This window comes from Anabaena azotica SJ-1 (assembly GCF_047275885.1).
Lineage (GTDB): Bacteria > Cyanobacteriota > Cyanobacteriia > Cyanobacteriales > Nostocaceae > Trichormus_B > Trichormus_B azotica_A.
The window spans coordinates 1,357,912-1,374,232 of the sequence record NZ_CP178454.1 but is presented as its reverse complement, the minus strand read 5'-3'; the positions used below and the strand labels follow the sequence as shown (position 1 = coordinate 1,374,232).

Genomic DNA, 16,321 nt, shown 5'->3' with positions numbered 1-16,321 from the left:
CATGCTACAAGCTCCTGGATTTATCCTTGGCATCAATCCGAAATCCGAAATCCGGAACAACCTATGGTTAAGGTGGAGATTTTACTACGTTCTGTCCTCAATTTTCAATAAATAACAAAAAGATATTTTTAATCCTGTTTTCTGCTGGGTTTTTCAGTCAACATGACATAAATTTTTATGGTTTGTGAGTAATAATACGTAATTTTTGGCTTGTTAACCTTTTGTTTACCTGAGATTAAACATTTAGAGGTATGTTAGAGGCGCTCATCTGGCAATCTACAAAATTTGGACAGCAATGCTATTACGTAATATTTCAGTTAACAATAGTCGCATAAAAAATTCAATTGCCGTATTAGCACTGACTCTAGGTTTAGCTGCTTGTGGTGGTGGTTCAAACCCTGACAATGCTGCTACAAATGAAACTACAGGAACGGCTCAAAATACTACTGCTTCTAGCCCTGCTAAATTAGACTTGGGTGGAAATGTTACCTTAACTGGTGCTGGTGCATCTTTTCCTGCACCACTTTACCAAACTTGGTTTACTGAGTTGAACAAAAAGTATCCAAGTTTGCAAGTTAATTATCAATCAGTTGGTAGCGGTGCTGGAGTTGAGCAATTTACTAAAGGTACTGTGGATTTTGGTGCTAGTGATGTGGCAATGAAGGATGAAGAAATTGCCAAAATCCCACCAGATAAGGGTGTACTTCTACTGCCTGTAACTGCTGGTAGCATTGTTCTAGCATACAACTTGCCGGATGTTCCTGATCTGAAACTACCACGAGCTGTTTATGTTGATATTCTACTGGGTAAAATTAAATCTTGGAATGATCCGGCGATCGCAAAAGCTAACCCTGAAGCAAAGTTACCAAATCTGCCGATAGCCGTTGTGTATCGCGCTGATGGTAGTGGTACTACAGGTGTATTTACAAAACATCTCAGCGCCATTAGTCCAGAATGGAAAACAAAAGTTGGTGATGGCAAAAGTGTAAAATGGCCAGTGGGAGTAGGTGGTAAGGGTAATGAAGGTGTGACTGCCCAAATCCAACAAACTCAAGGTGCAATTGGGTACATAGAATATGGCTACGCTAAACAAAGCACCTTGAAGATAGCTGCTTTGGAAAATAAGAGTGGTAAGTTTATTACCGCAAATGAAGAATCAGCATCTAAAACTTTAGAGGCTGTAACCTTACCAGAAAATCTCCGCGCTTTCATTTCCGATCCAGAAGGTGCAGATTCTTACCCTGTTGTAACGTATACTTGGATTCTAGCCCATAAAAAATATCCTGATGCAGCAAAAGCAAAAGCTATGGAAGCAGCTATCGAGTATGCTTTAACTGATGGTCAAAAGCTCGCTGGTGAATTAGGCTATGTTCCTCTACCAGCAAATGTGATTACTAAGGTGGCTTCAGCTGCTGACCAAATCAGCCCTGATTATAAAATTGCTGTTGGTGGTGCTACTAGTGCGAGTAAGTAATCTCACAGTGGTATTTGGCTGCAAAATTTAAATATTAGGTTATCCACATTTCTGAATTAATCAGTTGGGAACCCTGATTAATGTATCAGAAGCAAAAAACGCAGCAGTAAGAATTTCAGTAAGTCTGGTTCCCGCTTCTATTTTTCTGATTTGATTTTTACAGTCAGCATTCATGACCACCAATTTTCAGAATCTGCCTTCAGCAATTAAAAAACGCTCTGAACTTGACAAATCTCTAGATCGGAGCTTCATTTGGTTAACACGGATTTTTGCTCTTGCGATCGCTGGTACTCTATTATGGATTGCTTTACAAGTGGCTATTGGCGCTTGGCCTGCTATCCAAGAATTTGGTGTGAGCTTTTTAGTTAAAAGCAGTTGGAATCCTGTTAACAATGAATATGGAGTATTGCCAGCAGTATATGGAACTATAATCAGTTCCTTTATTGGATTGTTATTAGCTGTCCCTATAGGTGTTGGTACAGCTATTTTATTAAGTGAGAATTTTCTCCCCTCTCAAGTGCGTCTGGTATTGGTCTTTTTGGTAGAACTATTAGCTGCTATTCCCAGTGTTGTTTATGGTGTATGGGGGATTTTTGTGTTAATCCCGATTCTAAATGATTTGGGAAAATGGCTACATAGTTATCTAGGCTGGATACCACTTTTTAGTTCTGCACCGACAGGCCCTGGAATGTTACCCGCAGGAGTGATATTAGCAATTATGACTTTGCCAATTATCACCGCTATATCCCGTGATGCTTTAATTTCCCTTCCCGCTAGTTTACGACAAGCATCTGTGGGACTGGGAGCAACCCGTTGGGAAACAATTTTTCAAGTTCTGATTCCTGCTGCTTTTTCTGGCATTGTTAGCGCCGTCATGTTAGCACTTGGCCGAGCAATGGGCGAAACTATGGCTGTTACTATGTTAATCGGTAATTCTAACAACATTAGTTTTTCTTTGTTAGCTCCCTCAAATACGATTTCTTCACTACTAGCAAATCAATTTTCTGAAGCTAGTGGTTTACAAGTAGCAGCTTTAATGTATGCCGCTTTAGTGCTGTTTATCCTGACACTGGTAGTCAATATTCTGGCTGAGTTTATCGTTCTCCGGGTTAAGCGTTTGTAGTTAGGGCAGTTACTAGGATAATTAGGAAAAGCTCAAATTTTCAAATCCCTACTATACAAGGGTGATTAAAAGCTGACTGCCATATTAAGTTGAATTATAGCGGTATGCACTTGAATGAGGGACAAAATTTACCTAAAAATCCCTACATCAAGAGACTTTTAAACCTATTCTCTACTCCCTATTCCCTATTTCCTGCTTTATGACTTCTCATTTTCCCCAAAGCAGTTTGACTCGCTCCCCTTATTCTCCCCGCACTTTGTTTAACACGGTAATGACCGTTTTAGCATTTTTCTGTGGAGTATTGGCGTTAGTTCCTTTGTTAGCGGTGCTTTCTTATGTAGTGTTTAAAGGGTTTAGCAGTCTGAATCTAGATGTATTTACTCAACTACCTCCAGCACCTTTCCGCAAGGGTGGAGGCTTTGGTAATGCCATTTTAGGAACAATACTCATGGTTGGGATTGGTGCTTTGATCAGTATTCCAACTGGAGTATTAGCAGCTATCTATTTAACAGAGTTTAGTTCTGGTAAAATTGCTCGTTGGGTACGTTTTGCTACGAATGTTCTGAGTGGAGTTCCTTCAATTATTGCTGGTGTATTTGCCTACGGGATTGTGGTTTTGACATTGGTAAAGCTGAATTTAGGCTCTTACTCAGCTTTGGGTGGTGGGTTTGCGTTGGCAATTCTAATGTTACCCACTATTGTAAGAACCACAGACGAATCTTTACAGTTGGTTTCCCAAGACTTACGACAAGCTTCTGTGGGGTTAGGGGCTACGAAATTACAAACCGTTACACAGGTAGTTTTACCAGCTGCCTTACCTGCAATTGTAACTGGTTCTACCTTAGCGATCGCCAGAGCATCTGGAGAAACAGCACCATTATTATTTACAGCGTTGTTTTCCTCTTTTTGGCCTAATGGTTTACTCAAACCTACGGCTTCTCTCGCTGTTTTAGTTTATAACTTTGCAATTTCACCATTTCAAAATTGGCAGTCATTAGCTTGGGCGGCTTCTTTAATTTTAGTTTTGATGGTTCTAATTACAAGTATCATCGCTCGCTGGGCAACCAGACAAAAAGCTTAACTATATTCCATCAACAGAATACATCAATCATCTTTACAATTTATCCCTAAACTATTTATGGCTATCAACGCTAGTACAATGAATGGGACTCAAGTGGTTTTACGTACAGAAGACCTCAACATCTACTACGGTAACTTTTTAGCTGTACAAAATATTTGGTTAGATATTCCCAAAAATCAGGTGACAGCTTTTATTGGACCCTCTGGTTGTGGTAAAAGTACATTACTACGCTGCTATAACCGTCTCAACGACTTGATTGAATCATTTCGCGCTGAAGGCAAGGTTTATTTTGGTGATTATAATCTGTATGCACCACATATTGATCCAGTAGAAGTACGTCGTCGGATTGGTATGGTGTTTCAAAGACCAAACCCCTTTCCCAAATCAATCAAAGAAAATATCGCTTTTGGTGCCAGAATTAATGGCTATAAAGGCAACATGGACGAATTGATAGAAAGGAGTTTGCGACAAGCCGCTTTGTGGGATGAAGTGAAAGATAAACTGAACCAAAGTGGTTTATCCCTATCTGGTGGACAACAACAACGGTTATGCATTGCCAGAGCGATCGCAGTTCAACCAGAAGTTATACTTATGGATGAACCATGTTCTGCCCTTGATCCTATTTCCACTTTGCGGGTTGAAGAACTAATTCACGAACTCAAAGAACAATACACAATTGTGATCGTTACCCACAATATGCAACAAGCAGCACGGGTTTCTGATAAAACAGCATTTTTTAACGTCAAAACCTCAGAAAAAGGTGGACGTACAGGATATTTAGTAGAATACGCACCAACAGAATTAATTTTCAACAATCCACAACAAGAAGACACCAAAGCTTACATCAGCGGTAGATTCGGGTAAACATCAAGAGTCCTGTCACAGATTCTATCTGAAATGTGGCAGCTATAGCAGAAGGCAAAAGGCAAAATTAAAACCAGTGTCATTACAAAGTTTTAGATTTTCAAAATGTCCTAACTGCCTTGTACATTGCTATATCTATGAAAAATCATCTAAATCTACCTATCACTGGAAAATTTGTACAGTGATATTTTTTTTGACTAAATTTCTCACCATTCTTTACAGCAGAATTCACCATTCCCTAGAGGCGTGTTATCCCCCCTTGGGTTATCTCCGTACTTTATGTTTCTAATTCTTTTCAAAGCGGGTGGCGGGAATCGAACCCGCATTATTAGCTTGGAAGGCTAAAGTTTTACCACTAAACTACACCCGCAAATTTCCAGCTACTTAACCATAACATAGCCTTTCTGAAATTACAAGCCTTTATTGAGAATTAATTGGCTCGATTCTAATCCGCAAATATAAATTACTCAATTCTGGTCGTGAACCATCCTCATTATAGGCACCGACAAAACTCTCTTGCTTAAAAATCTCATTCAGAGCTTGTTCATATATGCTAATTTCACTGCTGAGTATTGCCGGTTCTATATTAATGACCATTGCTTGTTGAAAGTTACCATTTTTATCAATCACTAAACTAGCAAGTATATTTGCTGGTTTCAAACCAGAATCGCTGGGAAGAACACTAATTTCTAATTCTTTGTTGCGACTACCTTGGTATTCTGCCAGAACATCAGGTAAACCATCAACTCTTAATTTCTTTTCTTGTATTAATTGATTTACTTCATCCTTCAGTATAGGGTCAACACTAGCTATTACACCTCCTCCTTTTGAAGTTGGTGAGTCTTCTGGATTTGGAGTTGGTGAGTCTTCTGGATTTGGAGTTGGTGAGTCTTCTGGATTTGGAGTTGGTGAGTCTTCTGGATTTGGAGTTGGTGAATCTTCTGGATTTGGAGTTGGTGAATCTTCTGGATTTGGAGTTGGTGAATCTGGCGACAAACCATCGGGTAATATAGTTCCTTTTCCTAAACGCACTTCTTGACGACGATTCCAGGGAAGTTCACCTAATGGAATTTGAGTTTCCGTTGGTGAAGATGTTTCTGTTGGCGTAGGAGTTTCCGTTGGTGAAGATGTTTCTGTTGGCGTAGGAGTTTCCGTTGGTGAAGATGTTTCTGTTGGTGTAGGAGTTTCCGTTGGCGTAGGAGTTTCCGTTGGTGAAGATGTTTCTGTTGGTGTGGGTGTGGAGTTTACAGATTGATCATTAAACTCAGAATTAATAACATCATCTTCTGGTTTTTCAATAGTTGTTGGCGCAGTTTTTGGTAAAGATGATCTTACAGGCTTTTGAGTTGAAGAGGAAAGTTTTGGTATAACATTTGTTGTAGCTGTTGATTGTTTTTGTGATTTTAATTGAGGTGAAATATCTATTAAATCAACAGCAATCTCGGCTTGATGAGAATGGAGAACCCAAGGTTTAAATTCATCAGATGAGCGTAAAAACCAAAATACTAATAAATGTAGAGAAATTGAACTTATAAATACAGTAATCCATAAAAAAGGTGGATCACTATGTCTCTTCCAGCTTGGTGCGGCAAATAGAGATTTATCTGTCACTGAGGGTATCATTCTTAAATTTAAGACTGGATATCACTTAGCAATTTCATGAAGCTAACTGTTTATGCTTCTCCAGTATGAATTTTAGTTATTAGCTATTTAACTGGTTCTGGTGTGACTACAAATGTGAGAACTGTTTCATCTATTCCTTTAAGTTCTAAGGGGCTACCTTTAGTAATTTCTTCTTCCTGCAAATAATCTGCTACTGCCGCAGAAACCAAGATATTTCCAGGTACAGCGACAGCTTGCAACCTAGCTGCAATATTCACACTAGGGCCAATAGCTGTATAATCAGCACGTTCATCGCTGCCAAACATCCCCACAACTGCTGTACCTTGATGGATACCACAGCGGAACTGTACGCCTTTGCGTCCATCAGTCTCAAATATACCTTGTTCTAGCCAACGCTTATTTAAATCAATTAATGCGTGTTGCATTCCTCTGGCACTATTTATAGCACGACGCACTTGTTCATTTGGAGTTAGTTCTTCCGGCGCTCCATACAAGGCTAAGATAGCATCTCCCATAAATTTATCGACAGTACCCCCATTGTTAAAAATAACTTTGGTCATGGTTTCTAAATATTCATTTAGCACTTCTGCGACTTTTCGGGATCTGAGAGTGTTGGATAGCTGAGTAAACCCCACAATGTCACTAAACAAAACTGTAACTAAGCGGGGTTCTGGCCGTAAATCTAGCGACAAACTACCAGATGCAGCTTTCTTTACTAGTGCTGATGGCAAAAAGCGTTTGAGTACAGATTCTGTTAGGTAGGTGTTTAATTCCAAAACTCGTTTTTCGTTTTCCTTCAGGGCTAAAAGATTCCTCGCCTCTGCCAGAAGTTCCCGATCATTAAATGGTTTAGCTAAATAAGCATCAGCACCATGTTCTGTTCCTTCGATACGAGTCTCTTCATCAACTTTTGCAGTTAGTAAAATGATAGGTATGCCTCGCATTTGATCTTGGCTACGGATCATTTGAATCATTTCTATTCCCGTCACCAATGGCATCATTAAGTCAGTGATGATTAAATCAGGACGGATTTCTTGTGCTATATTATACCCTTCGTATCCGTTGCGAGCGGTAATGATCTGATAGCCGCTGTGACGGAGAATTTCGGCTACATAAGAGCGCATATCTGGGTTATCATCCACCACTAGGACTGATTGCCCGATAATTGGGGTAGGATTGATTTTGCTATTAGAGTCTGTGGTTTGTGAATTACTGGATAATTTTTTGGTAATAAATTCTGTATTGTCTATTGTTGATTCCAACTGTTCTAAACCGGCTAATTCCACACTGGCACGACTTGTATTCAATTCACCGGGTGTTTCTAGTACCTGTTGTGGAGGTAAGTGATCTGCACCTGTTAGCAACTGCAATGTAAATTTAGTGCCTTTACCATAAACTGATTGTACAGAGACTTCGCCGCCATGTAGCTCTACTAATTCTTTAACTAGGGATAAACCCAAGCCACTGCCTTCATAGGTGCGGTTTTCTGAGCCTTCTGCTTGACGAAATCGCTCAAATAGGTGGGGAATTTGTTCAGGAAGAATACCAATTCCTGTATCTTGGATTTGCAATATGCAGCTATTCCCGTCATTGAAAAGTTTAACGCTGATTTTTCCTCCGTCGGGAGTAAATTTCATGGCGTTTGACAAGAGGTTGTAAAGCACTTTGTCAAATTTTTCCATGTCTAGGTAGACTGTGGGACATTCCAGTAAATCAGTGACAACTTCCAGCCCTTTTTTCTCGCAGTAGAGACGAAATGATTCAACTATTTGGCTGACAAATTCGACCATGTTGCAAGGACGGAAACTAGGCTGCATTCTGCCTGCATCTAAGCGTTGTAAATCGAGTAGTTGATTTACTAATCGCAAAAGACGGCGGGAATTACGAAGGGCGATCTCACTTTGAGCATGGGATAAGCCTTCTCCTATTGCCACTACTGATTCTAATGGGCCTTGAATCAATGTGATAGGAGTCCGAAATTCATGGGAGATATTTTGGAAAAATTCGGTTTTTTGTCTGTCTAGTTCTATTAAGCGTTCAGCTTGTTCACGAGTTTTTTGATACAGGCGTGATTGTTGAACTGCGATCGCCGCTTGGGCTGCTACTGATTTGGCTAATTCAATCTCTGATGGCAGCCATCGACGGATTTTATCACCTTCTCGCAAAGTAATACTACCAATGCATTTGCCATCAATCAGCAGGGGAACAACCATGAGCGATCGCGGGCGCATTTTCAATGGTAAATCAAAGGCCTGAACATCTGAAGAAGAGTGATTAATATCAGTAATAACAACAGGCTCTTGTGTTCTTAATATTTCCTGTAAAATCGGATTTTTCTGAATCGGGGATTGCGATCGAGATAAGTGTTGATTTAAGGAGCGATTATTACTACTAAGACGACTATCCTCAAAATTCTCTAAATTTTTAGAACTGTCATACAAGCCTACACATTCGACAAATTCATCGTCCTGAGTCCATAAAGACAAAACACAGCCATCCACTTGCAACGCTTGTCCCAATCTTTGCGTTATAGCTGCAAATATATCTTGTGGGTCTAAACTAGAACGAATCTCTCTCGTAATTGTATTAATTAAAGCTTCTCTATTTGCTAAAGCTTCTACTTGTTCATAAGCATACGCCTGAGACAACGCTAAAGCAGCCTGATTCGCTACTAAAGATACTAATTGAACCTCTTCTTCTTCCCATGAACGCCCTTGGTGACATTGATGTAGGGCTAATACTGCAATAAGTTCTTGTTGACAAATTAGCGGTACTACCAAGGTAGAACAAATATTAGCAGCACTAAAAGCCGCAGCGCGTTCAGCATCATCTTGGATACGCTGATCCCCAGTCACATTATGAATCACTTCTACTTGACTGGTTTCCCACACTGTTTGAGCTAAAATAGATACAGGGGTGATACGTTTGAGGTTGTCAGATAGAGGCTGATCATCAGATTGAGATGTTTGAGGATCACTATCCCCATTACTGGATATATTTTGTTTTTGATCAGAATCTGAAGTAGGTTTTTGGTAAATAAATCCTTCATCTGCCAATTGGTCATCTTGGAAAGGACGCAACAGGCAAACATCTACCTCCAACATATGCCCAACTGTATCGACGATGGTTTGTAATATCTGCCGATAGTCTAAGGCACTGCGAATGGTATTGGTGACAGCATTCAGCAGAGATTCACGACGGAGTGTGCGAGTGAGTTCACGGGTTCTGGCTTTAAGAACATTATGTGTATCCAAAGCTTGTCTTACTACAGCTTTCAGTTCTTCAGCTTCCCAAGGTTTAGTAACATATTTAAATACTTTGCCAGAGTTAATAGCTTCCACCAAATCTTCTACATCAGTGTAGCCCGTTAAAATAATACGGATTATGTCTGGGTACTGAGTTGCTGTGAGACTTAAAAATTCTGTACCGCTCATCATTGGCATCCGCTGATCTGAGATGATCACGGCTATGTCTCCCTCTTGTGCCAACAATTCCAGCGCCGCAGGACCAGAGTTAGCCCTCAGCACTTGATACTCGCGATAGAAGCTGCGGTAAAGCAAGTCTAGGTTGTCTGGTTCATCATCGACGACCAAAATTTTCGGCTTACTGTTTGCTTGTGATATCATGTACCGCTTTCCTACTGCAATGGCAGTTGGGTAAAGAATAATCTGATCAGGTAAGGATTTTTCTGAATCAGGTAAGGTTCGACCATTTCGACCAATAGTTGTTGGGACAGATGACTGTTAGGTATAAGAGTGCTTATTCACTACGAATCTTGGATGTATGTTGGATTACAAGGTTTTTGGGGTTTATGCCCCACCAGATTTTTGGTGGCACGAATCTAAAATTCCCCCTAACCCAAGATTAGGTGTAGTCAATCTAAAATCCAAATATTTTTTGACGTTGAGTGAATAAATTCTTTGCCACCTCCTTTTATAACCTTTTTAGACTACATAACGCCCATTCATTTTCATAAACCAGCACCAAGAACCTATATATTCAGTTTTCCCACCCCAGCGGTTGTACTAACACTTCCAGGTTAATTTTATTGATCGTGATCATGGTGGAGTTATGAATAAGACATATAATAGTCATATTTCCAGATAAAGTATACTATTAAACAAGTACCAGTTTCAAATTTAGCCATTAAAACTAATACTAAGACAGGTTGTAGTGTCAGGGAAATCCAGAATTGAAGATTGAGTAGGGCTAAAGATTATTATACCAATCCGCATGATACATCACTGATACAACCAGCCTGTTATACCACAATTTAGAATATTTTAACACCCGAATTTTAGCATCATCGTCGGCAGTTACGATCTTTCTACTACACTGTTAGTATTCATGCCAGCTACGTCACTATCAACTGGTTGTTTATGTATCTATGGTGTATATACATTGGAGAAACACACACAGTAAACAGGAATAACCAAAACAGATATTATTCGTGAATACATGAGAGGATTGGCGATTCCTCGCCCTCCTCACTTTCCCAACGAGTGACAGTCGTGATGGTCGAGATGGAAATCCTCACTGTCCGGTACATTCATCTTACGTTTAGACGAAGTGAAGCGTGCGACTTCTGCCCGTTCCAGCTAAAAGCAGTTACCTTTGTTTTAACATTGCCAAATCATTGTTGATGCCTTTGACACAGATGATAAAAGTATACTGAAGAAAATTATCTTTCCATCAAATTCAACCTATAACTAACTAGCTTTGAAATCCTGGTTTTTTCACCCAAACTACCAACACTCTGTTACAGATGCGACCATTCCTGATTCTGGACAAATCCAAATCCGTGTGGCTACATCTGCTGATTTGTATAGTATTGCCCAAATAATTGCTGAAAGCTTTCATTCCCAAAAAGGGCTATGGGGGTGGGCGTTTCCTTTGTTTCGTTTGGGTATCTATGAAGATTTAAGGCATCGTCTAGCTTCAAGGACACCTCATCAGGTTTGTCTGGTGGCTATTGATAAGAGTATAAGTGGCACTAATCAAGTATTAGGAACTGTGGAACTGAGTGTACGTTTCAGCGATTCGTGGGCAAATTTTCAGAGGAGTTTTCCTTATTTATCTAATTTAGCTGTTGATCCAAAATATCGTAGATATGGATTGGCTTCCAGTTTACTCACTAGTTGTGAACAAGTTTGCCAAGATTGGGGATTTCATGATTTATATCTTCATGTCTTGGAAAATAACCATCAGGCTAGAAGACTCTATTTTAAACTTGGATATCGAGTGCATAAAATTGAATCTGATTGGAATACATTTTTTTTTAATCCTTCACGGCAGATTTTTCTGCATAAACGTTTGAAATAATTAATAGTACGAACTGGCGGAATTAAAAATGAATAATAGCTATAGCAATCCTAAATGATTCATGAACACTTTCTCTTCCCTGTTCCCTGTTCCCTGTTCCCTGCTATATATAGCATCTACTTTTTAGAGATTTAGAAGGATGGGTTGATTTTTGCTTTGGTGTTAAAATAAGCTCTAACAAAGGATTAAGTACATAGTAATTTGTCTAAATTCGATCTAATTAGATATGATTAATATTTATTTTATGCTTGGCTGAGGGTTGAGATGTGATTACTGTCGATTGATTGACAATGGCGGTATTCCTCATGTTAACTTTGTATTGTAGATTTTATCTTTATGAAAACTTTAAAAAAGATCCGGATATGTTGGAGACAAATATGAGCAAATCCCATAGAATATAATCACTAATTGTGTTGAACCAAAATTTATTTATCTAGTCATAAATTTAGTTAGGGTTTTTCCCAAATTTTTGAATATACGATCAACATCACAGCTTTGATTTAATTAAACAGCTAGTTTGTGAACATATTGAAGTGCATAGTCTTACCACTCTAGTCAAAAGTTTGAAAAAACATGGATAGCGAACAACGCCGACGCTATCAGGCTGCTATGGTATCAACTTATTGCCCTGAAACTGGTTTCTTGGACAATCCTGCCATGCGAGATGGAACTAAGCGATCGCAAAGACCAGAAATTCTTGCGTCGCTACATAATAGAGAAGTTTTCATCGTCAATAGTCGCAAGCGGAATGGGTTAATACTGTTCAAACGCTATCATGCAGAGTTCGCCGGGCCAGGAGCGGTGGTAGGTGGAGATTATGATAGTGATTGTCAATGTGTAATATCTATAGGCAATCTCTCCTTATTAACTCCTGAATCTCATGATGATCGTCAAAAGGCTTATCTCATCAGAAGACAATGGATTCGCTTGATTAAACAAATTACAGAAAATTCTGTCTCTAGTCAGAGAGTACAGAAAATTCTCGATCAATTTGAACAGTATTTTCCTCCAGAAGTGGTTGCGGAACTGCCAGATGTGGCTTTTGCCATGTTGGTGGGTGTGCTGCCACAAACTGTGTCAATAGTGCGACATTTTGGCAGTGATTTAGATGATGCTTTTGATGAATAGTTAATATTCCAAGTTTGCTAAGGCAATTTGCAATCGCTTGAGGGTACGAGTGTTTTCGGTTGGTGTGCCTATAGTAATTCGCAATCCCTCTGGAAGTAATCTGATTAAAGTACCTTCATTTTTAAGTGTTTGGTTGAGGCTTTTTAAAGTAACTTCTGTAGATTGAGAAGTATTTGGTTTGAGGCGCAGGTAAATAAAATTAGTGTCACTGGCTGTAATTTCCAAGGCTGGATGTGGGGATAAAGCGGCAATAAGTTGACTTCTTTCACTCAGAGTTTCGGGAATGGAACTAAGCAAAATTTGGCGATTTTGTAAAGCAATTAAAGCCGAAGCAATGGAAAAACTTGGTAAATTGTAAGGAAGACGGACTTTTTCTAAGATAGCGATCGCATCAGGATGACCGATACAATAACCTACTCGCATAGCTGCTAACCGAAAAGCTTTAGAAAAAGTTCGCAATATGACCCAGTTGGGATGTTGTGCTAATTCCCCAACCAAGGTAGTTTGACTAAATTCAAAGTAAGCTTCATCAATAACTACCAAAATCTCCTCTGGGAGACTCTTCAACCATGTCAATTCTGCCGCAGTTAAGCAATTAGCGGTTGGAGAATTGGGATGAACGACGAAAACCACACGAATGGGAGGATTTTGAGTTTCTTCCAGGGCTGATTGTGCGGCTTTTAAATCTATTTCAAAATTGCTTTCATCTCTACCCACACTGACCACAGGAATGCCCAAAGTTTGCGCCAAAATCCCGTACATGGAAAAAGTGGGATTGGCAACTAAAACAGAACCTTCTCCCCCCAAACAAGTGGCGATTAATAAAGAACGGATGAGTTCATCTGAACCATTGCCAACGGAAATATTAGCCGTAGTCACAGCAGAGGATGAATGGTTAGCCGATTCATTGACATATTGAGCGATCGCTTCTTTTAGTGTTTCATGTCCACCATCAGGATAACGATTGCTTTCGATAACTTGTTGAAAAGTCCACGCTAACTTTTCTTTGATTTCTGGTGGCAAATCATAGGGACTTTCATTGGTATCCAGCCGATCAAATTGTGTGGCAACTGGTTCTGCTGAATTACTACTAGGGTGAGGTTTATAAGCAGTAAATTGAGCTAAATCGGAACGAATAAATGGAAGCATTTTATCAGTTATCAGTGGAAGAAGGCAGGAGGCAGAAGGCAGGAGGCAGGAGGAAAAATTAATTTTTTCCCCACACCCTAAGCCCTGTAATCATTCCCCAGTTGGCAGAATGAGCGAATGGCTTGCCAAATCTGGGCGGTAACATTTGCCAAAGAGTGATCACTATCGAGTTCTATTAATTCTACCCAAGGACGCGATCGCGCAAAATCCCGACTAGCTTGAATAGGTATCACTTCATCTTGTTTCCCGTGGAGAATCAAGGTGGGAAGAGGACGTTGTAATAAAGATTCCTGGTATTGAGCAGCATCTGTGACGAAATTATAACTTAAAGGTAATTCTCGTCCTTCTCCATAGTGATACACCAAAAGATATTGTTCTTGCTGCCAACTTTGGATTTTTTCTGATCCCAACTTGGGCAACCAATGGGATAAAAACCCAAAAGCAGGTGCTAGTAAAATTAGGCGTTGCACTTGTGGGTTTTGTTGTGCCAAATGAGCAGATGTTAAACCACCCAAACTAGAACCAATAAGAGTTACAGGTACGGAATGATCAGGAAATTCAGTGGTTACTTGATTGATTTGACGGGTAATTGTCAGATGAGAGAAATCACCAGCATTTAAATCGGGAGTTTTCAGCTTGATCTGAATTTTAGTAAAGCGATCGCTCAAATCCTTTGCCTTTGTCGATTGAGGACTGGATGCAAAGCCATGAAGATAGATGTATGAAGTCAAAATTAAGTATCTCTCATTACCTTAACTAATTGTTGCTATTACCATTTCCGCCACCTTGGTTTCCGCCACCTTGGTTTCCGCCACCTTGATTGCCACCGCCTTGATTGCCGCCACCTTGATTGCCACCGCCTTGATTGCCACCGCCTTGATTGCCGCCACCTTGGTTTCCGCCACCTTGATTGCCGCCACCTTGATTGCCACCGCCTTGATTGCCGCCACCTTGGTTTCCGCCACCTTGGTTTCCACCGCCTTGATTGCCGCCACCTTGGTTTCCACCACCTTGGTTTCCACCGCCTTGATTGCCGCCACCTTGATTGCCGCCACCTTGATTGCCGCCACCTTGGTTTCCACCACCTTGATTGCCACCACCTTGATTGCCGCCACCTTGATTGCCACCACCTTGGTTTCCACCGCCTTGATTGCCGCCACCTTGATTGCCGCCACCTTGATTGCCACCGCCTTGATTGCCGCCACCTTGGTTTCCACCGCCTTGATTGCCGCCACCTTGATTGCCGCCACCTTGATTGCCGCCACCTTGATTGCCGCCACCTTGATTGCCGCCACCTTGATTGCCACCGCCTTGATTGCCACCGCCTTGATTGCCGCCACCTTGATTGCCGCCACCTTGGTTTCCACCGCCTTGACCAGGATTATTATTTTGTCTATTTTCGCGGATGATGTCTCCGTTTCTGATAAACAGATCCAATGGTCCACGAGGATTACCCACATTAGATCCTCTTCCTAAATTGTCTCTTAAAGGACGGTTGATAAGTTTTTGTTCTCGCCCAAAATCTCTATTATTAGAGTTATTGTTGCGGTTGTTAGAGTTGTTATTAGAGTTATTGTTGCGGTTATTAGAGTTGTTATTAGAGTTGTTATTAGAGTTGTTGTTGCGGTTATTAGAGTTGTTATTAGAGTTGTTATTAGAGTTGTTGTTAGAACCACGGGCGTTAGAATTCCTTCGCAGAAAAGATGGGTTGTTAATTGCACCCTGACCTATGATAGGTTTTTGTGCAGCTACCGCTGCTGCTGTTTCAGCTTGAACGCTGGCTAATTCTGGATCTGGTAAGGGAGAGGAATTTTGCTTAACCAAATCAAATCCACGCACCAAATTGCTATTTTCATAAAAATCTCTCAAATCAAAATCATATAAACCTTGAAATTCGCCTTTAACTACAACCATTAATTGTCCTGCTTGCAGAACCAAACTTTGGGAAGCTTCCTGATTAGCTACTTGAATACCGCTATTTGTCAGCGCACCAATAACAGTAGTCTCTGATTCTGGGTCATAGCGAACAAATAATGCTGAACCACGAATAGCAGCAGCAGCATTTGGTGTATTAATCCGTGTTTGACCCCTACCTGGTGGAATGAGCAGCAAAACTGTTCCGTTATAGAGTGAAAAATCTCTTGTTTGGGGCAAAAATTTAAACACGGCTTGTTCACCAATCCGCGCTACAGAACCATCATTAAAGCGTAAATCGGCTAGGGAAGCTCGACCAGTAGATACACCATCTCCAGGAGTAATAGTATCTAGTTGTCGTGCCGGTCGGCTCTGAGATTTATTTTTGGGAATTAGCTGCACCATATTACGGAGTTGCTGAATTTCCGCTTGTGTGAGAGGAGTTATTGCATTTGCTCGATTTGCTGGTGATAAGACTGTAAATACGCATAATCCCAGCACTAATTGAGGTAAAAATTTCTTCAACATAATTGGGAATCTCTCTAAATTCAACTGAGTATCAACTGGTAAACTTTGATGTAATATATTTATCTATCTAATGACATTTGTATCAAGCTTATTTAGTCCAACACCTTTAATAAAG

Annotated in this window: 11 protein-coding genes and 1 tRNA gene; 6 read left to right on the top strand and 6 right to left on the bottom strand. The window is 40.3% G+C overall.

Annotated elements, in window-relative coordinates:
• Nucleotides 1–295 precede the first annotated feature (295 nt).
• The 4 genes from pstS (at nucleotide 296) to pstB (ending at nucleotide 4,542) form a co-directional block, all read left to right on the top strand.
• Complete coding sequence (gene pstS, locus ACLLO5_RS05925; protein ID WP_413174561.1) at nucleotides 296–1,474, top strand: phosphate ABC transporter substrate-binding protein PstS; 1,179 nt, start codon at nucleotides 296–298, stop codon at nucleotides 1,472–1,474.
• 172 nt (nucleotides 1,475–1,646) lie between these two features.
• On the top strand, nucleotides 1,647–2,597 hold the full coding sequence (pstC, locus tag ACLLO5_RS05920) for a phosphate ABC transporter permease subunit PstC (RefSeq protein ID WP_413174560.1): 951 nt from the start codon (nucleotides 1,647–1,649) through the stop codon (nucleotides 2,595–2,597).
• A gap of 199 nt (nucleotides 2,598–2,796) precedes the next feature.
• Entirely contained in the window at nucleotides 2,797–3,678 is an 882-nt protein-coding gene (gene pstA, locus ACLLO5_RS05915) for a phosphate ABC transporter permease PstA (RefSeq protein ID WP_413174559.1), read from the top strand.
• A gap of 57 nt (nucleotides 3,679–3,735) precedes the next feature.
• Nucleotides 3,736–4,542: a phosphate ABC transporter ATP-binding protein PstB gene (gene pstB / locus ACLLO5_RS05910; protein WP_413174558.1), complete on the top strand. Its 807-nt coding sequence runs from the start codon at nucleotides 3,736–3,738 to the stop codon at nucleotides 4,540–4,542.
• A 299-nt stretch (nucleotides 4,543–4,841) separates the two neighbouring features.
• Here pstB and ACLLO5_RS05905 read toward each other — a convergent pair.
• The 3 genes from ACLLO5_RS05905 to ACLLO5_RS05895 form a co-directional block, all read right to left on the bottom strand.
• Nucleotides 4,842–4,912, bottom strand: a tRNA-Gly gene (locus ACLLO5_RS05905).
• 50 nt (nucleotides 4,913–4,962) lie between these two features.
• Complete coding sequence (locus ACLLO5_RS05900; protein ID WP_413174557.1) at nucleotides 4,963–6,153, bottom strand: hypothetical protein; 1,191 nt, start codon at nucleotides 6,151–6,153, stop codon at nucleotides 4,963–4,965.
• Between the two features lie 95 nt (nucleotides 6,154–6,248).
• Nucleotides 6,249–9,791 carry a response regulator gene (locus ACLLO5_RS05895; protein ID WP_413174556.1) on the bottom strand — a complete coding sequence of 1,181 codons (3,543 nt, stop codon included), beginning with the start codon at nucleotides 9,789–9,791 and terminating at the stop codon, nucleotides 6,249–6,251.
• A gap of 1,093 nt (nucleotides 9,792–10,884) precedes the next feature.
• Between ACLLO5_RS05895 and ACLLO5_RS05890 the strand changes: the two genes are divergently transcribed.
• Both ACLLO5_RS05890 and ACLLO5_RS05885 read left to right on the top strand, forming a co-directional pair.
• Entirely contained in the window at nucleotides 10,885–11,487 is a 603-nt protein-coding gene (locus ACLLO5_RS05890; RefSeq protein WP_413174555.1) for an N-acetyltransferase family protein, read from the top strand.
• Between the two features lie 573 nt (nucleotides 11,488–12,060).
• Nucleotides 12,061–12,615 carry a hypothetical protein gene (locus ACLLO5_RS05885; protein ID WP_413174554.1) on the top strand — a complete coding sequence of 185 codons (555 nt, stop codon included), beginning with the start codon at nucleotides 12,061–12,063 and terminating at the stop codon, nucleotides 12,613–12,615.
• Here ACLLO5_RS05885 and ACLLO5_RS05880 read toward each other — a convergent pair whose 3' ends face one another.
• From ACLLO5_RS05880 to ACLLO5_RS05870, 3 genes are all read right to left on the bottom strand, one after another.
• Nucleotides 12,616–13,764 carry a histidinol-phosphate transaminase gene (locus ACLLO5_RS05880; protein ID WP_413174553.1) on the bottom strand — a complete coding sequence of 383 codons (1,149 nt, stop codon included), beginning with the start codon at nucleotides 13,762–13,764 and terminating at the stop codon, nucleotides 12,616–12,618.
• A 77-nt stretch (nucleotides 13,765–13,841) separates the two neighbouring features.
• Nucleotides 13,842–14,498 carry a YqiA/YcfP family alpha/beta fold hydrolase gene (locus tag ACLLO5_RS05875; RefSeq protein WP_413176017.1) on the bottom strand — a complete coding sequence of 219 codons (657 nt, stop codon included), beginning with the start codon at nucleotides 14,496–14,498 and terminating at the stop codon, nucleotides 13,842–13,844.
• Nucleotides 14,499–14,520: 22 nt separating this feature from the next.
• Entirely contained in the window at nucleotides 14,521–16,206 is a 1,686-nt protein-coding gene (locus tag ACLLO5_RS05870) for a FecR domain-containing protein (protein WP_413174552.1), read from the bottom strand.
• Between the last annotated feature and the right edge of the window lie 115 nt (nucleotides 16,207–16,321).